Below are 22,661 nucleotides of genomic sequence, written 5' to 3' on the forward strand. Positions count from 1 at the left end.
TGTGGCCAACCTCGCACCGTGCGCACGTGCCCGAGCCGCGACCGCGGTCATGCGCGGTGCGGCGCACGCCTGTCGCCGCACCGTGCGAGGTTCTCCGGGCGGTGCAGCGGCCGCGGCACGGTGCGAGCCTCTGGCGACGCACCGTGCTGCCGACCTCGCACGCTGTGGGCAACCTCGCACGGTGCGCGGACGCCTGCGAGCCGGCCCCGCACCGTGCGACAGGACGGGCGTGGCGGGGGTGCGCCGGGCCTCCCGTCCGCACCGTGCGAGGTTCCGGACGCCGTGCGAGCCGGCGTGCCCGGCACCGAGTCGGGAACCTCGCACCGTGCGTGCCGGACGCACGCGCGGCGAGTCAGTGGGCGCGCTTGTCGCGCTGCGCCACGCGCAGACCGCTGCGGATGAGCCGCAGCACGAGCTCCCGGCCGGACACCGCAGAGGCCCCCGCGGCGACCAGTTCGTCGTACTTCGCGAGCGGCACGTCGTAGTGGTCGTGGTCGAACGCACGACGCGGCACACCGGCGCGTGCAGCGAACGCGTGGAGTTCCGCGTAGGATTCATCACTGACGAGGTGCGACCACAGAGTGTCGTGAGCGGGCCACGTCGGTGGGTCGATCAACACGGTCACCGTGCAATCTTACGTGTGTCGCCGTTTGACCGGACCCATGGGGATCGAGTATTCTCGATCCCTGGTGTCAGCGGGCCGTTCTGCCTGCGTCGCCGATCGGGCCCGGCCTTCCGGGAGCCGCTCGTGCAGAAGTGGGCACCCGAGACTTCCCTCAAGCAGAGTTACGTAAGGATTTCCACGTGGTTTACGCAGTAGTGCGCGCCGGCGGCCGTCAGGAAAAGGTCGAGGTCGGCACCATCCTGACCGTCGACCGTGTCAAGGCGGACGACAAGGGCAACATCGACCTCGCCCCCGTGCTCCTCGTGGACGGTGACAAGATCACGTCGGCGGCTTCCGAGCTCGTCAACGTGACCGTCACCGCCGAGGTGCTCGACGACCTGCGCGGTCCGAAGGTCATCATCCAGAAGTTCAAGAACAAGACCGGGTACAAGAAGCGCCAGGGTTTCCGCGCTGAACTGACCCGCGTCAAGATCACCAAGATCGCGTAAGGGAGTCAGCTCATGGCACACAAGAAGGGTGCGAGTTCCACTCGCAACGGTCGTGACTCGAACGCTCAGCGCCTCGGCGTGAAGCGCTTCGGTGGCGAGGTCGTCAACGCCGGTGAGATCATCATCCGCCAGCGTGGCACCCACTTCCACCCGGGCGCCAACGTCGGCCGCGGTGGCGACGACACGCTGTTCGCCCTCTCGGCCGGTTCGGTCGAGTTCGGCACCAAGGGTGGCCGCAAGGTCATCAACATCGTCAACGCGTAGTCGCGACGATCAGCTTCAGCGGGAGGGGCGGGCCGAGTGCCCGCCCCTCCTTCGCTTTTCCCGCCGACGGATCACGTCGGCACAACGCGCTGACGGACCACGTCGGCACAACGCGCTGACGGGTCTCGTCGGCGCAACGATCTTCCAGGAGTGGAACCATGGCGACCTTCGTCGACCGCGTGACCCTGCACCTCAGCGCGGGGAAGGGCGGCAACGGTTGCGTCTCGGTCCGCCGTGAGAAGTTCAAGCCCCTCGCCGGGCCCGACGGCGGCAACGGCGGTGACGGCGGCGACATCGTGCTCGTGGCCGACCCGCAGGTCACCACGTTGCTCGGCTACCACCGCTCGCCGCACCGTTCGTCCAAGAACGGGCAGCCGGGCATGGGCGACCACCGCAGCGGCGTCAGCGGCGAGGTCCAGGAGCTCCCGCTCCCGATCGGCACCGTCGTGTACGACGAGGCCGGCGAGGTCATCGCCGACCTGACCGAGCCCGGCATGCGCGTCGTCGTGGCCCCCGGTGGCCAGGGCGGCCTCGGCAACGCGGCGCTCTCCACCACCAAGCGCAAGGCCCCCGGCTTCGCGCTCCTCGGCACCGAGGGCTGGGCGGGTGACATCAGCCTCGAGCTGAAGACCATCGCCGACGTCGCCCTCGTCGGGTTCCCGAGTGCCGGCAAGTCCTCGCTCATCGCCGCGATCTCGGCCGCGAAGCCGAAGATCGCCGACTACCCCTTCACCACGCTCACCCCGAACCTCGGCGTCGTCGAGTCGGGCGAGAGCCGCTTCACGGTCGCCGACGTCCCCGGGCTGATCGAGGGCGCGTCCGAGGGCAAGGGTCTCGGCCTCGAGTTCCTGCGGCACGTCGAGCGCTGCGAAGCCCTGCTGCACGTCATCGACTGCGCGACGATGGACCCGGGCCGCGACCCGATCAGCGACCTCGACGTCATCCTCGGCGAGCTCGAGCGCTACCCGGTCCCCGAGGGCCAGGTGCCGCTGCTCGAGCGTCCGCAGCTCATCGCGCTCAACAAGATCGACGTGCCGGACGCCGCCGAGCTCGCCGAGTTCGTCACCGCCGAGCTCGAGGGCCGCGGCTACCGCGTGTTCCCGATCTCCACGGCGTCGCACAAGGGTCTGCGTGAGCTGACCTTCGCGTTGGCCGAGGTCGTCGAGCAGGGTCGTGCCAAGCGCGCGGCCGAGCCCGTCGTCGAGCGCATCGTCATCCGCCCCCGTGCGGTCAACGACCAGGGCTTCACGGTCCGTGCCGAGGGCGGCGAGGAGCACCGCTTCTTCCGCGTCCGCGGCGCGAAGCCGGAGCGCTGGATCCAGCAGACCGACTTCACCAACGAAGAGGCGATCGGCTTCCTGGCCGACCGGCTCGCGAAGCTCGGCGTCGAGGACGGCTTGTTCAAGGCCGGCGCGGTCGCCGGTTCGACCGTCGTGATCGGTGGCGACGGCGGCATGGTCTTCGACTGGGAGCCGACGCTCACGTCCACCGCGGAGCTCATCACGAGCGCGCGCGGGACCGACGCCCGCATCGGTGCGACCTCGCGTCCGACCCGCAACGAGCGTCGCGAGGAGTACTTCGAGCGGATGGACGCCAAGGCGGCTGCCCGTGCCGAGCTCGAGCAGGAGCGTGTGTCCGGCCTCTGGGTGAACGACGAGGTCGTCACCAGCGACGACCTCGAGACCGGAGACCCCGAGACCGGCGTCGAGACCGGCGACTTCGAGACCAGCGACCAGAAGGACTGACCGCGGCATGACCGACACGACCGCCCGCACCGACCTCGGACCCGTCACCCGGCGAGAGGACATCCCGCGTGCGCGGCGGATCGTGGTCAAGGTCGGCTCGTCCTCGGTCAGCGGTGACGCCGCCGGCCAGATCGGTCCGCTGGTGGACGCCCTGGCCAGCGCCTACGGCCGTGGCACCGAGGTCGTGCTCGTGTCGTCCGGTGCGATCGCGACCGGGTTCCCGTTCCTCGGGCTCGAAGGCCGTCCCGACGACCTCGCCACGCAGCAGGCCGCCGCGGCCACCGGCCAGAACGTCCTGATGTTCCGGTACCAGAAGGAACTCGACCGGCACCGGGTCGTCGCGGCGCAGATCCTGCTGACCGCCGGCGACCTGCAGAATCCCACGCACCGGGTCAACGCGCAGCGTGCCATCGACCGGCTGCTCGCCCTGCGCGTGCTGCCGATCGTGAACGAGAACGACACGGTCGCCACGCACGAGATCCGCTTCGGTGACAACGACCGGCTCGCCGCCCTGGTGGCTCGGCTGCTCGGTGCCGACGCCCTGGTGCTGCTGTCCGACGTCGAGGCCCTGTACACGAAGCCGCCGGAGCAGCCCGGCGCCGAGCGCATCGACGAGGTACCGTTCGGCGACGAGCTCGCCGGCGTCACCTTCGGCTCCGTCGGCAAGTCCGGCGTGGGGACCGGGGGAGCAGGCACCAAGGTCGCGGCTGCGCGGCTCGCGGCCGAGTCGGGCACGTCGGTCCTGGTGACCGCCACGGCCCTCGTCGACCGCGCCCTGTCGGGCGAGCACGTCGGCACCTGGTTCCACGCCGCGCCGCGTCCCTGACACGGGTCGGACCGCGCCCGGAGCGGTCACGACTCGCTGCTGGGACGGCGCCGACCGGTCAGGGACCGTCGGCGCGGGCGTCGCGGAGCGACGATCGGCGACCGCTCGCGTGGCGCAGGACGACGTGTCGTGACCGGTCGGCGTGGTGAACGCGACCGCCTGGAGGCCCGGCGCGGGTCCCGGGGACCGGTGCCGGGCCTCCAGGCGGTCACGACTCACCGACGGACTGCGTCGAACGGTCGGGACCGGTCGACGGGGTCGGCGCGGAGCGACGCGGCGCGACCGCTCGGCGGTCGTGGTGCAACGTGTCGTGACCGGTCGGCCGGCGAGACGGCGTCAGGCCCGTCACGGGCCGACGAGCGGACCTAGAATCGGTCCATGTCGTCGATCGCGCCCGCCCCGACCCTGACCGACACGCTCGTGGCTGCCCGGACCGCCTCGTCGGCGCTGGCGACCGCGACGACGGCGGTCAAGGACGCCGCCCTCGTGGCGATCGCCGCCGGGGTCCGCGCCGCCACCGACGAGATCGTCGCCGCGAACCACGGTGACCTGGTCGCGGGCGAGGAGAGCGGCCTGTCCTCCGGTCTCGTCGACCGCCTCCGGCTCGACCCCGCACGCATCGAGGCGCTGGCCACGGCCGTCGAGGACGTCGTCGGCCTGCAGGACCCGGTGGGGGAGCACCTGCGGGGCTCGCTCCTGCCGAACGGCCTGCAGCTCACCCAGGTGCGGGTGCCGTTCGGGGTCGTCGGCGCCATCTACGAGGCACGACCGAACGTCACGGTCGACATCGCCTCGCTCGCGCTGAAGTCCGGCAACGCGGTCGTGCTCCGCGGGGGTTCGGCGGCCCAGCGGACGAACGCCGTGCTCGTGGCCCGCATCCAGGACGCCGTCGAGTCGGTCGGCCTGCCGCGCGAGCTCGTGCAGACCATCGACGAGTTCGGCCGTGCCGGAGCCACCGAGCTCATGCGCGCCCGCGGGCTGGTCGACGTGCTCATCCCTCGCGGCAGCGCCTCGCTCATCCAGACCGTCGTCACCGAGTCGCAGGTCCCCGTGATCGAGACCGGTGCCGGCGTGGTGCACGTGTTCCTCGACGCATCGGCGCCCGAACAGCGCGCCGTCGAGATCGTCCTGAACAGCAAGGTGCAGCGGCCGAGCGTCTGCAACGCCCTCGAGACCCTCCTGGTGCACGAGCAGGCGGCCGAGCGGCTGCTGCCCGTGCTCGCGGACCGGCTCCGTGCCTCCGGTGTCACGCTGCGCGGCGACGACGCCACGCGGGCGATCGTGCCGGGCGTGCTGCGCGCCACCGACGAGGACTGGGCGACCGAGTCGATGGACCTCGACCTGTCGATCCGCGTCGTGCCGGACGTCGACGCCGCGATGGCGCACATCGCGCGCTGGTCCACCCACCACACCGAGTCGATCGTCACGAACGACGTCGACACGGCCGAACGGTTCCTGGCGACGGTCGACTCGGCGGTCGTGATGGTGAACGCGTCGACGCGCTTCACCGACGGCGGGGAGTTCGGCTTCGGCGCCGAGGTGGGCATCTCGACGCAGAAGCTGCACGCGCGTGGCCCGATGGGGCTGCCGGAGCTCACGAGCACCAAGTGGATCGTGCGCGGGAACGGCCAGATCCGCGGCTAGACTGAACGGCGTCTTTCCCCGACCGAACGGAGCACCGAACGATGACCTTCCTCGCAGAAGCTGCGGAGCACGCCTCCGGGGCCCCGGCGTTCGTGTTCCCGCTCGTCGGCGCGCTGTTCTTCATCTTCCTGGGCTTCGTCACCTGGAGCTTCCGCGACGTGGCCTACCGCCACTCGCAGAAGTTCGAGGCCACCCGCCACCACGAGACGGGTGTCGACGAGTTCGGTCACACCAAGAGCTGATCTGCACGCGATGCTCGAGAGCACCGGACGACCGCGCATCGGGGTGATGGGCGGCACGTTCGACCCCATCCACCACGGTCACCTCGTCGCGGCGTCCGAGGTCGCTCGGGCGTTCGACCTGGACGAGGTCGTGTTCGTCCCCACCGGTCAGCCGTACATGAAGTCCGGCGTCACGGATGCCGAGCACCGCTACCTGATGACGGTCATCGCGACCGCGTCCAACCCGATGTTCACGGTGAGCCGCGTCGACATCGACCGCCCCGGCCCGACGTACACGGTCGACACGCTCCGCGACCTGCACGAACAGCGGCCCGACGCGCAGCTCGTCTTCATCTCGGGCGCAGACGCCGTTCAGCAGATTGTCGACTGGAAAGACCATGATGGTCTCTGGGACCTCGCGCACTTCGTCGCCGTGACGCGTCCGGGACACGACCTGAGCATCAGCGGACTCCCCGAGCGAGACGTAAGCTTGCTCGAAGTCCCCGCACTGGCCATCTCGTCGACCGACTGCCGCGACCGGGTGAGACGTGGTTCCCCCGTCTGGTACCTGGTTCCCGACGGGGTCGTCCAGTACATCTCCAAGCACCACCTGTATCGGAGCGTTGCATGAGTTCGTCCGACGCGCAGCCGCCCCTGTCGCGGCGCCAGGCGCGCGAGCGGGAGCGTGCCGCAGCAGCCGGTTCGCAGCCCGCGACGCCGCCGCCGACCGTCGCCGCACCCGCCGAGTCGACGGAACCCCGTCCTCGGCCCGGTTCGCACGTGGCACCCGCTCCCGGCGGTCCGGCCCAGTCCTCCGCTCCGGCGTCCGCCGCGACGGGCACGTCGGCACCGACGGGCACGTCGGCACCGACGGGCACGCCAGCCTCGGCGCCCTCCGTGCCGGTGACCTCCGTCCCCGCGGCCGGGGTGTCGCCGTTCCCGCCCGCCTCGGCGACCGAGATCGTGCCAGGCAGTGGTGGTCTGACCCGCCGCCAGATCCGCCAGCAGCGCGCTGCCGAGAACCAGGCGGTCCTGCCGGTCCCGTTGCAGAACCCCACGCCGCAGTCCTCCGACCGCACCGTCGAGGACGTCCTCGGCTCGGTCGACACCATCGAGCCGACCTCGGCGCCGCGCGCCGCGGACGAGCCGTCCGGTTCCGAGACCCCCACGGTGCTCGACGAGGCAGCGGTCGCCCAGGCCACCGAGGCCGACGGGTCGCCCGACGCCCTCGAGCCGCTCGACGAAGCCGCTGCGCACGCCGAGGAGCCCCGGCGCCACCGGTCGACGTGGTCGCCGCCCGCCGACGACGCTTCCGAAGTACAGCCCGAAGCCGGGGCCGCAGACGACAGTCCCGCGGCGACGTCCAGCGACCAGACGAGCACCGACGAGACGGGCACCGACCAGCCGCGCACCGACGAGACGGGCACTCACGAGACGGGTACCGACGAGACGCCGGCCGATGCGGACGCATCGGTCGACGCCGCCGCACCCGAGCGCCCCTCGGCCACGCCGCTCCCGGGGATCCCGGACGGTGCTCCGTCGACCCCGGCGGTGTTCCCGCTGTCCCTCGACCCCGAGGACGACGACACCAACGAGGTCCCGATCCCGGAGCCCGCACGGACCGAGCCCCCGAAGGTCCCCGCGTCCTTCCAGCGGCCGGCCGAGCCGAAGCCGATGACGACGGCCTTCGAGCCGCCCGTCGGGCACTGGTCGCAGCAGGCGCACGGCTCGAACGACGCCGAGGTGCACGACGACTCGACCGGCACCCGCCGGATCGCGGTCACCGACACCAACGCGATCATCCTGCCGAACTCGGCCCTGGCCGACCCGACCGGAGCACTGAACGCGACGGGCGAGGTGATCCTCACCGGGTCCATCGACCTGCCCGCGTCGTTGTCCTCGACGGGGTCGCACCGGCCGATTGACGGCGCCGAGGTCGACCGCCTGCTCGAGCAGCACGACGAGCAGCCGGAGACCGACGCCAGCCCGGTGCGCGCCAGCCGCGCGGTGTCCAGCCACACCTCGACCCGCCAGGTCGTCCTCGCCGCCGCGAAGCCGAAGGAGTCGCGCACGCCGCTCATCCTCGGTGTCACGGTCGGCGCCGTCGGTGTCGCCGCAGCCGCGGTCATCATCGTCGCGCTCGTCACGACCCACACCTTCGGCGGCTGACGCCCGACCCGAACCACCGATCCCGACACCTGCGTCGGCCGCGGCCTGGCCGTGCGTCGGCGGGGTGGCTTATGATCGTGACCCATCAAGCGATCCGGCTCCCTGCCGGGTCGACGACCGGAAGGAATCCGTGACCGCCTCCACTCGCGCACTGGAACTCGTGCAGGCCGCCGCTCTCGCGGCGGACGCCAAGCAGGCCGAGGACCTCGTCGCGCTCGATGTGACCGGGCCGTTGCAGCTCACGGACGTGTTCCTGCTCGCAACCGGTCGGAACGAGCGCAACGTGCAGTCCATCGCCGATGCGGTCGAGGAGCGCCTCCTCGAGCTCGGCGCCAAGACCCTCCGCCGCGAAGGCCGAAGCGAGGGCCGCTGGGTCCTCATCGACGTCGGCGACATCGTGGTGCACGTCTTCCACGACGAGGACCGTCAGTACTACTCGCTCGAGCGGCTCTGGGCAGACTGCCCGACCATCCCGCTCGAGCTTCCGGTGGACCACACCGCCTGATCAGCGACGCGCCCGGGTGACGGCTTCGATTTCGTTGCCCGGCGTTCGCATGGTGTACGCTTCTATGGTGCCTCCGGGGAACCGGTCGGCACGGAAGCAACACAATCTGGGTCTGTGGCGCAGCTGGTAGCGCACCTGCATGGCATGCAGGGGGTCAGGGGTTCGAGTCCCCTCAGATCCACCAACAACCCCCGTCGTTCCCCGGAACGGCGGGGGTTTTCTCGTGGTGCGGCTGGCCGCACGTGCCCGATACGCTGAGCGCATGAGCAACGATGCGCCGCTGTCCGGAACCCCGCTGACGATCTCCGCCGCCGGGTACACGGCCGACATCGCCACGGTCGGTGCGACGCTGCGGACCCTGCGGCACGAGGGTCGCGACCTGATCGTGCCGTTCGCCGCCGACGAGGTCCGTCCGGCGTTCCGCGGTGCCGTCCTCGCTCCGTGGCCGAACCGCGTCGTCGACGGCGAGTACTCGTTCGGCGGTGTCGACCACGAGCTCGCGCTCACCGAACCGGCACGGCACCACGCCCTGCACGGACTGGTCGCCTGGACCGACTTCCGGGTCGACGCGCAGGAGCCCGACCGCGTGGTGCTCGCCACCACCGTGCAGGCCCAGGCAGGCTACCCGTACCGCGTCGAGGTCCTGGTCGAGTACCGGCTGGACGAGGCCGGGCTGCACACGACGATCACCGGCACGAACTCCGGCGCGGACGACGCCCCGTGGGGGACCGGCCCGCACCCGTACCTGGTCGCCGGCGCCGGCACGGTCGACGACTGGACCCTCACCCTGCCCGCGGCCGAGGTGCTCGAGGTCACGCCGGACCGGCTGATCCCGACCGACCTGGTCCCCGTGCACGACGAGTTCGACCTGCGCACCGCCACACGCATCGGCGACCGGTTCATCGACCACGCCTTCACCGGCTTCGACCGCGACGCCGACGGGGTCGCGACCATCGCCCTGACCGCAGCGGACGGCCGGGGTGTCCGCGCGACCTTCGGTCCGGAGTGCCCGTGGGTGCAGGTGCACACGGCCGACCACGTGGTCCCCGAGTACCACCGCGCCGGCCTGGCGGTCGAGCCGATGACGTGCGCCCCGGACGCCTTCAACGACGGTGTCGACCGCGGTCTCGTGGTGCTCGCCCCCGGTGCGTCCCACGCCGCCGCATGGACGATCTCCGCGATCTGACCGGTCCGTCGGCCGGCGCCCGCATCGAGGTCCGCCGGCTCGATCCGGTCCCCGACCTCGGCGCGCTGGCCGCCGCGGTCGAGGGCGACCTGGTGTGGCTCGACTCCGCGCTGCCGGACGGCGCACCCGACGCCGCTCGACCACGGGCGCGATGGTCGGTACTGACGTGGGCGGACGGGCCGTTCCGTGTCCGGTTCCGCCACCAGGACCGGCAGGCGTCCGTCGAGGTCGCCGCGCCCGCTGCCGGCTGGTTCGGCTCGTCGTCCTCCGACGACCGTCCGGCCTTCACCGTGCTGGCCGACCTCCTCGCGCGGACGCCGCAGCTGCCCGAGCCGATCGCCGGTTGCGGCTTCGCACTCGGCTGGGTCGGGTTCCTCGGGTACGAGCTCGGTCGCGAGTCCGGCGGCCCGGACCGCACCGCCGACGGCCACGCCGACGCCGACCTGCGGTTCGTGGACCGCGCCGTGGTCGTCGACCACTCCGGCGGCGCCTGGGCGCTGACGCTCGTCGCCGACGCGGAACCGGCGGCCAGCGCGCAGAACCGGGCGTGGCTCGAGACGGTGACCGGGTCGCCGTCGCCGGCCGACGTGGCGGACGCGGCCACGGGCCTCCCGGCCGGGGTGTCGTCAGCGGTCGGACGCACGTCGCGTGCTGACCACGAACGCGCCGTCGACGCGTGCCGCGCCGAGATCCGCGAGGGCAACGCGTTCCAGGTCTGTCTCACCACCTCCTTCTCCGTGCCGAGCGGGGGCCGGGAGGCCCGGGTCGGCCCCGGCACGGACCCGCACCTGTACGACCCGCACCTGTACGACTACATGCGGATGCGGGCGTCGGACCCCGTCCCGTTCGGTGCGTACCTGCGGCTCGGCCCGCTGCGCGTGGCGAGCCGGTCGCCGGAGCGGTTCCTGCGGATCGCCGCGGACCGCACCGTGCTGGCGGAACCGATCAAGGGCACGCGGCGACGACTCGCCGACGCTGCCGCCGACGCGGCCGTGCGGGACGAACTCGCGGTGAGCGCCAAGGACCGTGCCGAGAACGTGATGATCGTGGACCTGCTGCGGAACGACCTGCTGCGGACGGCGATCCCCGGGTCGGTGCACGTCGAACGGCTGTGCGCGGTCGAGACCTACGCGAGCGTGCACCAGATGGTGTCGACGATCGGTGCCGTGCTGCCGTCGGGGACGTCGCCGGCGGACGTGGTTCGGGCGGCGTTCCCACCCGGGTCGATGACCGGCGCGCCGAAGATCAGCGCGATGGCGATCGCCGACCGGCTCGAGGGCGCGCCGCGCGGGGTGTACTCGGGGGTGATCGGGTACTTCTCGGCGAGCGGGGCGGTCGACCTGTCGGTGGTCATCCGGACACTGGTGACGGTGGTGGACGCCTCGGGCGGCGGGGTGGGTGCGGTCGAGGTCCGGTCGCGGACGCTCGGGGCCGGGGGAGCGGTGACGTGGTCGTCGGTGGCGTCGGACGAGGCGGACGAGGTCGTGACGAAGACGCGGTCCGTGCTCGGCGCGGTCGGTGCGGTGGCGACGTGGTGAGCTGACCGAACACGCGTTCGACCCGATTGTCCACGGATGTCGGACGCGATTGACATCATCGAACACATGTTCGAATATGAGGGCATGCAGACGGCGGCGGCACTCCGGTCGCCCGGCCCGGACCGGGTCGGGCGGGGCGGTGCTGCGCGCGGGGGTTCGGGTGCTGCGCGCGCGGACCACCTCGGTGACGCCCGGGCGGCGCTCGACCGCATCACGTCCCTGCGGTCCCGGGTCACCGACATGGAGTCCACCCGTGTCGACACCGCTGGGCTCCCGACCGCCTCCGCTCTCGAGCCGCTGCTGCCCGGCGGTGCGATCCGGGTCGGCGGCACCTACGCCGTCCCCGAGTCGGTGCTGCTCGCGATCACCATGCTGCAGGCGGCTTCGGCGTCCGGTGCGTGGTGCGCGGTCGTCGGGGTGCCGTCCTTCGGGATCGAGGCCGCGGCCGCCGCGGGGATCGACCTCGAGCGGCTCGTGCTCGTCCCCGATCCGGGCGACCAGTGGCTCGCGGTGACCGCGGCGATGGCCGATGTCGCCCAGATCGTGCTCACCCGGCCGCTCGGCCGGGTGGTGCCTGGCGACGTCGCCCGCCTGTCGGCCCGGCTCCGGCAACGCGGCGGGGCCCTCGTCGCGCTCGGGTCCTGGCCGGGCGCGGACGTCACGCTGCGGATCACGTCGTCGGTGTGGAGCGGCATCGGGCAGGGCCACGGGCACCTGACCGAGCGTCGCGCCACCGTGACGGCGACCGGTCGTGCGGGTGCCGTGCGCCCCACGAGCGCCGAACTGCTCCTGCCCGCGGCCGACGGCACGGTCCGGACGGCGACCCCCGTGCCGTCGGTGGGGTCCGGCGACACCCGGGTGCTGCGGCCCGTGGCGGTGGCGTCGTGATCGCAGGGGTGCTGCTGTGCGTGGCGGTGGCGTCGTGATCGCGCCGGGGCGTGTCCGTGCCGACGCGATCGCCCGCGGCGGGGCGCTGCCCGAGCCACCGCCGACCCGCACCATCGTGCTCTGGTGCCCGGACTGGCCGGTGATCGCGGCGGCCCGCGCGGCCGGGGCACCGCCGGAGCAACCCTTCGCCGTGGTCGCGAAGGGCCTGGTGTTCGCGAGCTCCGCGTCCGCACGACAGCACGGCGTCGTCCGGGGCCTCCGGGTGCGCGAGGCACAGGCGCGCTGTCCGGAGCTCGTCGTGCACCCCTACGACGACGCCCTCGACCACCGCGCGTTCGAACCCGTCATCCGCGCGGTCGAGGCGGCCGTCCCCGGGGTCGAGGTACTGCGGCCCGGCACCCTCGCCCTGCGTGCCCGGGGGCCGGCGCGGTACTACGGCGGCGAGCGGGCGGCCGCGGCGACCCTGGCGGGGATCGCGGCCGACCACGGCGCCCCGGCGGTGCGGGCCGGTGTGGCGGACACCCCGTTCGCGGCGGAGCAGGCGGCACGGGCCCGGCCGGTGCGTCCCGGCGAACGGGTACGGATCGTGCCGGTCTCCGGCTCGTCGGACTTCCTGGCGGCCCTGCCCCTCGGTGTGCTCGGCGACCCCGAGCTCGCGACGGTGCTCGACCGGCTCGGCATCACCACGCTGGGCGATTTCGCGTCGCTCAGTGACGAGCAGGTCCGCGACCGGTTCGGGGTCGCCGGGGCGTTCCTGCACCGGCTGGCCGGCGGACGCGACCCGCGGGAGATCTCGGCACGCGCGATCCCGCCCGAGCTCCGGATCGAGGCCGCCTTCGAGCCCCCGCTCGACCGTGCCGACCAGATCGCGTTCGCGTTCCGGCGCTCCGCCGACGACTTCGCCGCACGCCTCCGCGCCGCGGGGCTGGTCGCGACGACCATCCGGGTGGGGATCGTCGACGAGCGGGACATCCTGCTCGAACGCACGTGGGCGCACCCCCGGTGGTTCGACGCCGCCGACGTCGTCGACCGGGTGCGGTGGCAGCTCGCCGGCGGGGTCGACCCGACCGGGCTCGAGGCACCCGTCACCTCGGTCGTGCTCGAGCCGGTCGCCGTCGACGACATGGCGAACCACGAACGCGGACTCTGGGGCTCCGGACCGGACGAGCGCGTGCACCACGGGCTGGCCCGGATCCAGGGCATGGTCGGGCACGACGGGGTGGTGAGCCCGCGGGTCGGTGGTGGCCGGACCCTGTCCGAGCGGGTGGTGCTCGTGCCGTGGGGCGACGCCCCGCCCGGCGGCGAGCGTGCCCTGGCCACCGTGCGCGACCGCCCCTGGCCCGGCAAGCTGCCAGGCCCGCCGCCCGCCACCGTCCTCGAGCGTCCCCGGCCGGTCGACGTGGTCTCCGGCGACGGCGCGAGCGTCGACGTCGACGACCGCGGCGTGCTGTCCGGCGCACCCGAACGGTTCCGCGCCGAGGGGGACCGGGGCGGCGGGTTCGCACCCGTCACGGCCTGGGCGGGCCCCTGGCCGCTCGTCGTGCGGTGGTGGGAGTCCGGCGGCCGACGACTGCACCGGCTGCAGCTCGTCGACGCCGAGGGCCGTGCCTGGTACCTGGTGCTGGCGGACCACCGGTGGTGGGCGGAGGCGATCGCCACGTGAACCGATCCAGGAGCAGGACCTGATGGGCTACAGCAACCCACCCGTGCCGTGGTCGCAGTTCGAACGCGCCCTGTCGGACAAGCGCAGTCCGGGGACGGCGAAGGCCGGCGACGGCGGGGACAGCCCGGCGTGGTCGCGGAAGCGCGAGCCGTACGTCCCCACGGACCAGCCGGCGGCTGCGGACGACGGCCCTCCGGTCGTGCCGTACGCCGAGCTGCACGCGCACTCGGCCTTCAGCTTCCTCGACGGTGCCAGCCAGCCCGAGCAGCTGTTCGAGGAAGCCGCACGGCTGCGCCTGCACGCCCTCGCCCTCACCGACCACGACGGCTTCTACGGTGCCGCCCGGATGGCCGAGGTCGCCGAGGCGTACCCGCAGGTCGGCACCGTCTACGGCACCGAGCTCTCGCTGGGCCTGACCGAACCGCAGAACGGCGTCCCCGATCCCGAGGGCTCCCACCTGCTCCTGCTCGCCGACGGGCAGGACGGCTACCACCGGCTCGCAGGCGCGGTGACGAGTGCGCACCTCGCGGCCGGGTCCGAGAAGGGCAGCCCGCGCTACGACCTCGACGAGCTCGCGGGACGGGCCGACGGACACTGGCGGGTGCTCACCGGGTGCCGGAAGGGCACCGTCCGGCAGGCGCTCGAGCAGGGCGGGGAGTCCGCGGCGGAGACCGCGCTGCGCGTGCTGCTCGACCGCTTCGGGCGCAGCAACGTCGTGGTGGAGCTCCTCGACCACGGCGACCCGCTCGACAGTGCGCGGAACGACGTGCTCGCGACCCTCGCCGAGCGGTACACGCTGCCCCTGGTCGCGACCGGCAACGTCCACTACGCCACCCCGGACCGGTTCCCGGTGGCGACGGCGCTGGCCGCGGTCCGGGCCCGGCGCAGCCTCGACGAGATCGACGGGTGGCTGCCGGCCGCCGACACCGCGCACCTGCGCTCCGGCGCCGAGATGACCCGGCGGTTCGGGCGGTACCCGGGGGCGATCGGGAACACCGTCGCGCTGGCCGACGAACTCGGGTTCCGCCTGCGCACGGTCAAGCCCGGGCTGCCCGACCTCGACGTGCCGGACGGCCACACCGCGATGTCCTGGTTGCGGGAGCTCACCTGGACGGGTGCCCGTCGGCTCTACCCCGGCAGCGCCGACGGCGTGGACCCGCAGAAGCGCGAGCGCATCGAACGCGAGCTCGCGGTGATCGAGGACAAGAACTTCCCCGGCTACTTCCTGATCGTGCGCGACATGGTGCAGTACGCCCGCGGCCGGGGGATCCTCTGCCAGGGGCGGGGTTCCGCCGCGAACTCCGCGGTCTGCTACCTGCTCGAGATCACCGCGGTGGACTCGATCCGCTACGGCCTGCCGTTCGAGCGGTTCCTGTCGGCGATGCGCGACGAAGAGCCCGACATCGACGTCGACTTCGACTCGGACCGCCGCGAAGAGGTGATCCAGTACGTCTACGAGAAGTACGGCCGGTACAACGCCGCCCAGGTCGCGAACGTCATCACGTACCGCCCGAAGGGTGCCGTCCGCGACATGGCGAAGGCCCTCGGCCACAGCCCGGGGCAGCAGGACGCCTGGTCGAAGCAGGTCGAACGGTGGGGCTCGGTGACCGAGAGCCAGGACCACGACATCCCGCCGGCCGTCGTCGGGCTGGCGAGCGACGTCCTGGGCTTCCCGCGCCACCTCGGCATCCACTCGGGCGGCATGGTGCTCACCGACCGGCCGGTGGGCGAGGTCGTGCCGATCGAGCACGCGCGGATGGACGGCCGCACCGTGCTGCAGTGGGACAAGGACGACTGCGCCTTCATGGGGCTCGTGAAGTTCGACATGCTCGGCCTCGGCATGCTCGCGGCGCTGCAGTACTCGTTCGACCTGGCGGCGGAGCACTGCGGTGAGCGCTGGGAGATGCACTCCATGCCGAAGGAGGAACAGGGCGTCTACGACCAGCTCTGCCGAGCCGACACCATCGGGGTGTTCCAGGTGGAGTCCCGCGCGCAGATGGGCACCCTGCCCCGGCTGCTCCCACGGCGGTTCTACGACCTGGTGATCGAGGTCGCCCTCGTCCGCCCCGGCCCGATCCAGGGCGGTGCCGTGCACCCCTACATCCGGCGTCGGACCGGCGAGGAACCGATCACGTACATCCACCCGTCGCTCGAACCGGTGCTCGAACGCACCCTCGGGGTGCCGCTGTTCCAGGAACAGCTCATGCAGATGGCGATCGCGGTCGGCAACTGCTCGGGCGACGACGCCGACCTGCTGCGGCGCGCGATGGGGTCGAAGCGCGGCCACGAGAAGATCGACCGGCTGCGCGACAAGCTCTACGCGGGCATGTCGGACAACGGCATCCACGGCGAGGACGCCGACGCGATCTACGCGAAGATCCAGGCGTTCGCGAACTTCGGCTTCGCGGAGAGCCACTCGATCAGCTTCGCCCTGATCGTCTACGCGAGCGCCTGGATGCGCCTGCACTACCCGGGGGCGTTCCTGGCCGCGCTGCTCCGCGCGCAGCCGATGGGGTTCTACTCACCGCAGACCCTGGTCGCCGACGCCCGTCGGCACGGCGTCCAGGTGCTCCGACCGGACATCCTGCGCTCGGGTGTCGACGCGACGCTCGAACCGCTCGGCGACGACCAGGTGGTGCCCCCGTGCGGTGACGACGCCTGCCTGCACACCGAGCAGCCGCCGGTGCTGCCCTTCGACAAGGCACTGCCCGACGACACCGCACGGCACCGCCGCGACGGCGCGTTCGCGGTCCGGCTCGGACTCGCCGAGGTCGCCTCGCTCAGCCTGAGGAGCGCCGAGAAGATCGTCGCCGAGCGTGACGCGAACGGCCCCTTCGTCGACATGTCCGACCTGGCCCGCCGGGTGGGGCTGACGACGGCGCAGCTCGAGGCACTCGCCGCTGCCGACGCCTTCGCCCCGTTCGACATCGACCGCCGCGGTGCGATGTGGTCGGCGGCCCAGGCCGCTGCGGAGCGCGCCGATCAGCTGCCCGACACGCAGGTCGTCGTCCAACCGCCGCTGTTCGGGCAGATGACGAGCGGCGACGTCCTGATCGCCGACATGTGGTCGACGGGCATGACGACCGACGACCACCCCGTCCGGCACGTGCGCGACCGGCTCGCCGCCCGCCGGGTGCTCAGCGTGCAGGACACCGCGACGGCCGAGACCGGGCGGCGGGTCGAGATCGGCGGGATCGTCACGCACCGGCAGCGTCCGGCGACGGCATCGGGGATCACGTTCATGAACGTCGAGGACGAGACCGGGCTGGTCAACGTCATCTGCAGCGTCGGGGTGTGGGGACGCTACCGCCGGGTCGCCCGGGAATCCCCGGCGGTGATCGTCCGCGGCATCCTCGAGCGGTCGCCCGACGGCGTGGTCAACCTGGTGGCGGACCGGATCGAGCACCTGTCGCTGTCCGTGCGCACGCGGTCGCGGGACTTCCAGTGAGTGGTCGCGGGCAGCGGTCCGCGCGCGGCGGGCGCGGAGGAGGCGCGCGGTTACTCGACCTCGGGCAGTCGCACCGTGACCTCGAGTCCGCCGGAGCGCACGTTCCGCAGCGACGCCGTCCCGCCGGCGCGTTCGGCCACCGCACGGACGATCGCGAGCCCCAGCCCGGATCCACCCGGCAGGGCGATCGCACCGGTGGCCGGGTCGGGGTTCGGGCGCGACTTCCGGGCCTCGTCCGGTCGGGTGAACCGGTCGAACGCCACCGGGATGAACGACTCGGGGACACCGGGGCCGTCGTCGGTGACCTGCAGGACGCCCTCGCCGCCGGTGCTGCGCCAGGACACGAAGATGCCGCCACCGCGGGGGAGCGCCGACACCGCGTTGCCCGCGATGTTCGTGACGAGCTGCGCCATGCCGCCGGTGTCGAGCCGGTAGCGGGGCTCGTGGGTCCCACCGCCGATGCCGGGCCCGGAGCCACCGACGGCCACCGGGGCCTCGAGGTCGAAGTCGACGGTGACGTCCTTGGCCGATGCGATGAGCCGGACCCGGTCGACGGCCGCCATGACCTCGTCGCCGAGGTCGGACCAGGCGGTCTCCGGGCGCTGGTCGCCGTCCTGTTCCCGCCGTTCGGACTCCTCGATCCGCGACAGCGCGAGCAGGTCGTTCGCCAACCGGGAGAGCCGGGCGACGCTGTGCTTGGCGCGCTCGATGTGGGCAGCCAAGGCTGCGGCGTCGTCACCGTCGAGCGACGCCAGGTCGAGCTGGGTGGTCAGGATCGCGAGCGGTGTGCGGAGCTCGTGGCTGGCGTCGGACACCATCTGCCGTTCCCGCTCGGTGGCCTGGCGCGTGCGGGCGAGGAAGGCGTTGAGGGTCGTGGCGAGGGACGCGAGTTCGTCCTGCGCGGGGCCGACGGGCAGCTCGGCCCGTTCGGGCGCGACGGACAGTCGCTCGGCCTCACGGCGCATCCGGTTGACGGGACGGAGTGCCGCGGTCGCCAGGATCCACGAAGCGACGCCGAAGGCGAGCAGGATCGCGACGCCGGTGAGCGACAGGGTCGAGGTGAGGTCGTCGACCACGATCGCCTCGGCCTGCGAGTTCCGGGCGGCGACGACCGTCCACCGGCCGGCTTGGTTCACGGGGTGTTCGACGACCACGCGGTACTCGGACCCGGACACCCGGATGATCGAGGTGCCTGCCGGTGTGGAGGTCAGGCTGCCGAGGGCGCTCTCCACCCGGGTGGGCATCGTCGAGAGCACGATGTCGCCGGACGGTGAGACCACGGCGACGAGCTGCGCGTTGCCCGGCGGGGACAGGTCGGGATCGCTGTCCACCTCGAGCGTGGCGACGTACGGGTCGGCGTCGGCGTCGAGCAGGGTCCGGGTCGCACTCGCGACCACGCTGACCACCTGGAACCGCATCACCAGCACGAGCAGCACGATCACGACCGCGGCGATCGCCGTCGAGCCGATCGTGATCCGTGCCCGCAGCGACAGCAGGCGCAGGGGGCGGACCAGACCGCGTCGTGGGCGGTCCGGCCCCGGGTGAGCGGAGGCCCCGCTCACGCCCCGAGCAGATCCAGGCGGTACCCGCGGCCGCGCACGGTGGCGATCGCGACGGTGGCCTCGTGGGCGACGAGCTTCTTGCGGAGGTACGAGATGTACTGCTCGACGACGTTCGGGTCGACGTGCTGCGAGCCGTCCCAGACCTCTTCGAGGATCTTCGGCCGGTCCACCACGCTGCCGGCGGAGCGCGCCAGCAGGCGGAGCAGCGCGAACTCGGTCGGGCTGACGGCGACGCGCTGGCCCTTGATCGAGATGCGACGGGCCTCGGAGTCGATCGAGACGTCGCCGACCTCGATCGTGCGTGGTGCCCCGGCGGACTCGCGGCGACCGAGGGCACGGAGCCTGGCGGTGAGCTCGGCGAACGCGAACGGCTTCGTGAGGTAGTCGTCCGCGCCGGCGTCGAGGCCGAACACGCGGTCGTCCACGGCATCGCGCGCGGTGACGAGCAGGATCCGCACGGGGTCCTCGCGCTCGCGGATGCGTCGTGCGAGCTCGAACCCGGACATGCCGGGCATCATCACGTCCACGACGGCCAGGTCGAACGCCTGCTCGCCGAGGGCGATGAGCGCCTCGACCCCGTTCTCCACCGCCGTCACGCGGTACCCCTCGGCAGCGAGACCGCGCTCCATCAGGGCACGCATCTCGTCGTCGTCCTCGACCACCAACAGCCGCATAGTGGACCTCCTCGGACCCATCGTGGCATCGAACGGGCGCGGAGGGCCGGTGCCCGGGCCGAACTCACTGAATCTCGTCACAGGAGCAGGTACCGTGGCTGCCAGGCCACCGGGCAGAACGGTCTGTCCCGCGTTCTAGGGACATGAGGACTTCTTGCTTCATTGGTAGGATCATCTGGCGGACAGCGCTTACCCGAAGGGCGGTCCGTTGCACCAGGGGGCACCATGAACGACCCGATCGACCACGCGTCCGTCGACCACCCGTCCGTCGACCACCCGGCCATCGTCCGTCTCCGCGCGGAGCTCGATGCCGCGTGGAAGGGCATCGGCGCACTCGGCCAGATGGAGGGCGTCCGCCGCGACCGCGTGGTCGCCGAACTGCGGACGGCCGTCCCCGACGTGGCGAGCCGCGCGGCGCGCGAAGTCGGCACCGAGGCCGTCGTCGCGGAGATCAGCCGGTTCGCCGACGTCGGCGTGCCCGGCACCGATCCCGCCGTGCCGGCCGCGGTGATCTGGGACGACGTCGTGCAGACGGCGGCCGAAGCCGCACGCGCCACGCGCTGACCGGCACCGGCACGCCGCGCCCGAGCGGCGCCGGCACCGGCACGCCGCGACCGACCGGCGTCAGTCGTCCTCGCCGAGCAGCTCCTCGCGCACGCGTCGGACGTCCTCGAGCAGGGCACCGATGAGCACCCAGTGCCGTGAGTTCGGTCGCACGATCTCCATCGGCGCTGTCAGCGCGGGTTCGGCGGTCGACCCCCCGGCATCGTCCCGACCGGCACCCGCGGCGAACGACGGGTCCAGCCGCGTCGACTCGACCCGGGCGCTCAGCGCGCGGACGTCCGATCCGATCCGGGCCACCTCGGTCGCGATGCCGCCGACCACCGGGTCGGCGCGCAGGTCTGTAGCGGTGTTGTCGTGGATCGCCCGGGTCATGCCGGTGACGCGCGTGACCAGGACGCGCAGGTGCTCGGTGATGGCGACGTCGCGGTCGAGGATCGTGCGGTGCCGGCCGCCACGCGGGTTCATCGTCAGGGACTCGCGGGCCGCGTTCAGTGATGCCTCGGTCTTCGTGTGCTGCTGCCGGAGCGCGCGGGCCCGCACCAGGGCGTCCTGCCACCGGTCGCGGTCCCACCCCTCGGTCAGGCCGATCGCGACGCGTTCGAAGGCCACGGCGGTGTCGCGGGCGAGTCGGGCGACGGCGAGGTGCGCCGGCTCGAGCAGGACCGGCGGGATGATCAGGGCGTTCACGACGAGGGCGACGACCGCACCGATCACGGTCTCGAGGATCCGGTCGGCCGAGTAGTTCGGCGTGACGACCCCCGCGGTGAGCACGAGCATCCCGCTGATGCTGACCTGGGTGGCCGAGGTCGGGGTCAGCCGGAGCACCCAGGCGATGAGGATGGCGAGCACGACCACGAGCAGGACGACCCACACCGAGTCGCCGAGCAGCAGGTGGAACCCGGTGGCGAGCAGCACGCCGAGCACGACACCGGCGCTCCGCTCGAGGCCCTTGACGAACGACTGGTTGATGCTCGGCTGCACGACGAGCAGCGCGGCGATCGCCGCGAAGGTCGGGAACGGTCCCTGGATCAGCAGCCGGCACAGCAGCACCGCCGCGACGACCGCGACCGCGGTCTTCACGACCTGCAGGAACGGCGTGCGACTGGAGCTGCGGAGACGCGCGACCGGGTTCACCTCGACCACGCTAGCCACCGCCCGCACGCCGAGCCGTGCACGAACGCGACGAAAACGTCCGGACACGGTTGACTGATGTCGTGTGGCCCAACCATGAGCGCGTCATCCCGCAGGCCTTCGCCGGCTCCGGGACCTCCGTCGTGGCCGCACGGGCGCACTCCGTCGAGCCCTCGGGCAACGGCTACCTGTACGGCTACGAGGTCGACACCGTCGACCGGAACGGCCAGCGCGCCACCGTCCTGACGTACGTCGACACCGGCGGCGCGCACGACCAGAACAGTGCGATCGTCACCGACCCCGCGACCGGCGAACCCGTCTCGGTGTGGGCGTACCCGAACGACCCTGGTCTGCCGGTGCTGCCGCAGGTGACCTACCGCGACGCGGTCGCGGAACTCCTGACGACGCTCGGCATGCCGGTCACCGACCCGGTGCTCACGGTGGCCGCGTACCGACCGGGCAAGCGTGCGGTGGTGCGGGTGGACGCCCCCGAGCGCACCCTGTTCCTGAAGATCGTCCGTCCGCACCGGGTCGCGCCGATCGTGAAGTCGCACGAGCAGTTCGTGGCGGCGGGCCTGCCGGTGCCCCGCGTACTGTCCAGCCGCGGCGACGGACTCCTCGTGCTCGAGCGGATCCGCGGCGTGCCGGCCGGCAGCCGCATCCTCGACATCGCCGACGACCCGCGGTTCGTCGCGTCGTTGGCCGCCCTGAGTGGTCGGGTCGCGACCGTCCCGATGACCCAGCAGGCCCGTGCCGACGCGATGGACCACGCCGACTGGCACCGCCGCACGCTCATCGCCGCGTTGCCGCAGGACGCCGACGAGATCGACCGCCTGTACGACGCCATCGGCCGCCGGTCGATCGGCTGGACGAGCGCGACGAAGCAGGTCGTGCACGGCGACCTGCACCTCGAGCAGGTCTTCGTCGACGAGGACGAGCCCTGGCGCATCTCTGGCCTGCTGGACATCGACACCGCTGGGTGGGGCTTCCCGGTCCGCGACATCGGGGCGGTCGTCGCCCACTTGGTCGTCACCGGCCTCTGGCACCGATCGCGCGGAGACGCCGACCGCGGAGCCGCGGCCGAGCGCCTCGCCGACGCGATCGCCCGCGACTGGGTCGCCCGCAATCCGCGCGAGGCCGACCGCATCGGGCCCGCCATCGGTGCCCAGCTGCTCGCCCACGCCGGCGGCCAGGCGACCACCGGCTCCGCGAACGGCATCCAGACCGCCGAGCAGCTCCTCGCGGCGACGCGGGCCGCGTTGGCCGAGGCTGCTCCGGTCCTGCCGGCGGCCGGCCTGGTCCGTCCGCGGTCCGCGCCCCGCGTCTGACGGCTCCCAGTTCCCGTCGCGAAAGCGACAGATCTGCGCGGAACGTTGGCGGCAATCTGTCGCCTTCGCAGGGTGGACGGCGTGGGGATCCGGGAACTGTCGCTTTGGCGGGGTGGCCGGCGCGGGGACCCGGGATCTGTCGCGTCGGCGGGGTGGACGCGACCGGCGTCGGACGGGAGGCGCGTGGCGGGC

Annotated in this window: 20 protein-coding genes and 1 tRNA gene; 17 read left to right on the forward strand and 4 right to left on the reverse strand. The window is 72.6% G+C overall.

Going from position 1 to position 22,661, the window contains the following annotated elements:
* Positions 1-352: 352 nt before the first annotated feature.
* Positions 353-625, reverse strand: a complete 273-nt coding sequence (locus tag ACIPV1_RS11455; RefSeq protein WP_123313478.1) for a DUF4031 domain-containing protein — start codon at positions 623-625, stop codon at positions 353-355.
* A gap of 179 nt (positions 626-804) precedes the next feature.
* Between ACIPV1_RS11455 and rplU the strand changes: the two genes are divergently transcribed.
* The 15 genes from rplU (at position 805) to ACIPV1_RS11530 (ending at position 17,210) form a co-directional block, all read left to right on the forward strand.
* Positions 805-1,113, forward strand: coding sequence for a 50S ribosomal protein L21 (gene rplU / locus ACIPV1_RS11460; RefSeq protein ID WP_111084536.1), 309 nt, complete (start codon positions 805-807; stop codon positions 1,111-1,113).
* Positions 1,114-1,125: 12 nt separating this feature from the next.
* The gene (rpmA, locus tag ACIPV1_RS11465; RefSeq protein ID WP_071257351.1) at positions 1,126-1,377 is read left to right on the forward strand and encodes a 50S ribosomal protein L27; all 252 of its coding nucleotides are present in this window, start codon (positions 1,126-1,128) and stop codon (positions 1,375-1,377) included.
* Positions 1,378-1,535: 158 nt separating this feature from the next.
* Entirely contained in the window at positions 1,536-3,122 is a 1,587-nt protein-coding gene (obgE, locus tag ACIPV1_RS11470) for a GTPase ObgE (protein ID WP_123293957.1), read from the forward strand.
* A gap of 7 nt (positions 3,123-3,129) precedes the next feature.
* Positions 3,130-3,948: a glutamate 5-kinase gene (gene proB, locus ACIPV1_RS11475; RefSeq protein WP_216834657.1), complete on the forward strand. Its 819-nt coding sequence runs from the start codon at positions 3,130-3,132 to the stop codon at positions 3,946-3,948.
* A gap of 378 nt (positions 3,949-4,326) precedes the next feature.
* Positions 4,327-5,592 carry a glutamate-5-semialdehyde dehydrogenase gene (locus ACIPV1_RS11480; RefSeq protein ID WP_402726395.1) on the forward strand — a complete coding sequence of 422 codons (1,266 nt, stop codon included), beginning with the start codon at positions 4,327-4,329 and terminating at the stop codon, positions 5,590-5,592.
* A gap of 41 nt (positions 5,593-5,633) precedes the next feature.
* Positions 5,634-5,834, forward strand: coding sequence for a hypothetical protein (locus tag ACIPV1_RS11485; protein ID WP_123293955.1), 201 nt, complete (start codon positions 5,634-5,636; stop codon positions 5,832-5,834).
* A gap of 10 nt (positions 5,835-5,844) precedes the next feature.
* Positions 5,845-6,444, forward strand: coding sequence for a nicotinate-nucleotide adenylyltransferase (nadD, locus tag ACIPV1_RS11490; RefSeq protein WP_111084540.1), 600 nt, complete (start codon positions 5,845-5,847; stop codon positions 6,442-6,444).
* Entirely contained in the window at positions 6,441-7,982 is a 1,542-nt protein-coding gene (locus tag ACIPV1_RS11495; RefSeq protein ID WP_402726396.1) for a hypothetical protein, read from the forward strand. Before nadD ends, ACIPV1_RS11495 begins: the two co-directional genes overlap by 4 nt.
* A 130-nt stretch (positions 7,983-8,112) precedes the next feature.
* Positions 8,113-8,487, forward strand: coding sequence for a ribosome silencing factor (gene rsfS / locus ACIPV1_RS11500; RefSeq protein WP_111084542.1), 375 nt, complete (start codon positions 8,113-8,115; stop codon positions 8,485-8,487).
* 108 nt (positions 8,488-8,595) lie between these two features.
* Positions 8,596-8,671 (forward strand) — tRNA-Ala (locus tag ACIPV1_RS11505).
* Positions 8,672-8,749: 78 nt separating this feature from the next.
* Positions 8,750-9,673 (forward strand): aldose 1-epimerase family protein, encoded by a 924-nt coding sequence (locus ACIPV1_RS11510; protein WP_402726397.1) that lies wholly within the window; start codon positions 8,750-8,752, stop codon positions 9,671-9,673.
* Positions 9,652-11,211 carry an anthranilate synthase component I family protein gene (locus tag ACIPV1_RS11515; protein ID WP_402726398.1) on the forward strand — a complete coding sequence of 520 codons (1,560 nt, stop codon included), beginning with the start codon at positions 9,652-9,654 and terminating at the stop codon, positions 11,209-11,211. Before ACIPV1_RS11510 ends, ACIPV1_RS11515 begins: the two co-directional genes overlap by 22 nt.
* 66 nt (positions 11,212-11,277) lie before the next feature.
* On the forward strand, positions 11,278-12,099 hold the full coding sequence (locus ACIPV1_RS11520) for a hypothetical protein (protein ID WP_402726399.1): 822 nt from the start codon (positions 11,278-11,280) through the stop codon (positions 12,097-12,099).
* A 16-nt stretch (positions 12,100-12,115) separates the two neighbouring features.
* A complete protein-coding gene (locus ACIPV1_RS11525; RefSeq protein ID WP_402726400.1) occupies positions 12,116-13,762 on the forward strand; it encodes a DNA polymerase Y family protein in 1,647 nt (548 codons plus the stop codon).
* Between the two features lie 22 nt (positions 13,763-13,784).
* Entirely contained in the window at positions 13,785-17,210 is a 3,426-nt protein-coding gene (locus tag ACIPV1_RS11530; RefSeq protein ID WP_402726401.1) for an error-prone DNA polymerase, read from the forward strand.
* Between the two features lie 50 nt (positions 17,211-17,260).
* Here the strand turns inward: ACIPV1_RS11530 and ACIPV1_RS11535 are convergent, their stop codons facing one another.
* Together ACIPV1_RS11535 and ACIPV1_RS11540 are read right to left on the reverse strand one after the other, a co-directional pair.
* A complete protein-coding gene (locus tag ACIPV1_RS11535; RefSeq protein WP_402726402.1) occupies positions 17,261-18,772 on the reverse strand; it encodes a sensor histidine kinase in 1,512 nt (503 codons plus the stop codon).
* Positions 18,769-19,446 (reverse strand): response regulator transcription factor, encoded by a 678-nt coding sequence (locus ACIPV1_RS11540; RefSeq protein WP_111084549.1) that lies wholly within the window; start codon positions 19,444-19,446, stop codon positions 18,769-18,771. The genes ACIPV1_RS11535 and ACIPV1_RS11540 overlap by 4 nt, the downstream gene beginning before the upstream one ends.
* 225 nt (positions 19,447-19,671) lie before the next feature.
* Here ACIPV1_RS11540 and ACIPV1_RS11545 point away from each other — a divergent pair, with 225 nt between their 5' ends.
* The gene (locus ACIPV1_RS11545; protein ID WP_111084550.1) at positions 19,672-20,010 is read left to right on the forward strand and encodes a hypothetical protein; all 339 of its coding nucleotides are present in this window, start codon (positions 19,672-19,674) and stop codon (positions 20,008-20,010) included.
* A 60-nt stretch (positions 20,011-20,070) separates the two neighbouring features.
* On the opposite strand, the gene ACIPV1_RS11550 is transcribed toward ACIPV1_RS11545, so the two are convergent.
* On the reverse strand, positions 20,071-21,144 hold the full coding sequence (locus ACIPV1_RS11550; RefSeq protein WP_402726403.1) for an aromatic acid exporter family protein: 1,074 nt from the start codon (positions 21,142-21,144) through the stop codon (positions 20,071-20,073).
* Between the two features lie 80 nt (positions 21,145-21,224).
* On the opposite strand from ACIPV1_RS11550, the gene ACIPV1_RS11555 reads away from it, so the two are divergent.
* Positions 21,225-22,469, forward strand: a complete 1,245-nt coding sequence (locus ACIPV1_RS11555) for an aminoglycoside phosphotransferase family protein (protein WP_111084551.1) — start codon at positions 21,225-21,227, stop codon at positions 22,467-22,469.
* Positions 22,470-22,661 lie beyond the last annotated feature (192 nt).

It is taken from the genome of Curtobacterium sp. NPDC089991 (assembly GCF_044748425.1).
In the GTDB taxonomy this organism is placed as follows: domain Bacteria; phylum Actinomycetota; class Actinomycetes; order Actinomycetales; family Microbacteriaceae; genus Curtobacterium.

Excerpts from the sequence above, each read along its gene's own strand:
- rpmA (WP_071257351.1), top strand. The coding sequence starts at position 1,126 with ATGGCACACAAGAAGGGTGCGAGTTCCACTCGCAACGGTCGTGACTCG.
- obgE (WP_123293957.1), top strand. The coding sequence starts at position 1,536 with ATGGCGACCTTCGTCGACCGCGTGACCCTGCACCTCAGCGCGGGGAAG.
- proB (WP_216834657.1), top strand. The coding sequence starts at position 3,130 with ATGACCGACACGACCGCCCGCACCGACCTCGGACCCGTCACCCGGCGA.
- ACIPV1_RS11480 (WP_402726395.1), top strand. The coding sequence starts at position 4,327 with ATGTCGTCGATCGCGCCCGCCCCGACCCTGACCGACACGCTCGTGGCT.
- ACIPV1_RS11485 (WP_123293955.1), top strand. The coding sequence starts at position 5,634 with ATGACCTTCCTCGCAGAAGCTGCGGAGCACGCCTCCGGGGCCCCGGCG.
- nadD (WP_111084540.1), top strand. The coding sequence starts at position 5,845 with ATGCTCGAGAGCACCGGACGACCGCGCATCGGGGTGATGGGCGGCACG.
- ACIPV1_RS11495 (WP_402726396.1), top strand. The coding sequence starts at position 6,441 with ATGAGTTCGTCCGACGCGCAGCCGCCCCTGTCGCGGCGCCAGGCGCGC.
- ACIPV1_RS11510 (WP_402726397.1), top strand. The coding sequence starts at position 8,750 with ATGAGCAACGATGCGCCGCTGTCCGGAACCCCGCTGACGATCTCCGCC.
- ACIPV1_RS11515 (WP_402726398.1), top strand. The coding sequence starts at position 9,652 with ATGGACGATCTCCGCGATCTGACCGGTCCGTCGGCCGGCGCCCGCATC.
- ACIPV1_RS11520 (WP_402726399.1), top strand. The coding sequence starts at position 11,278 with ATGTTCGAATATGAGGGCATGCAGACGGCGGCGGCACTCCGGTCGCCC.
- ACIPV1_RS11530 (WP_402726401.1), top strand. The coding sequence starts at position 13,785 with ATGGGCTACAGCAACCCACCCGTGCCGTGGTCGCAGTTCGAACGCGCC.
- ACIPV1_RS11540 (WP_111084549.1), bottom strand. The coding sequence starts at position 19,446 with ATGCGGCTGTTGGTGGTCGAGGACGACGACGAGATGCGTGCCCTGATG.
- ACIPV1_RS11545 (WP_111084550.1), top strand. The coding sequence starts at position 19,672 with ATGAACGACCCGATCGACCACGCGTCCGTCGACCACCCGTCCGTCGAC.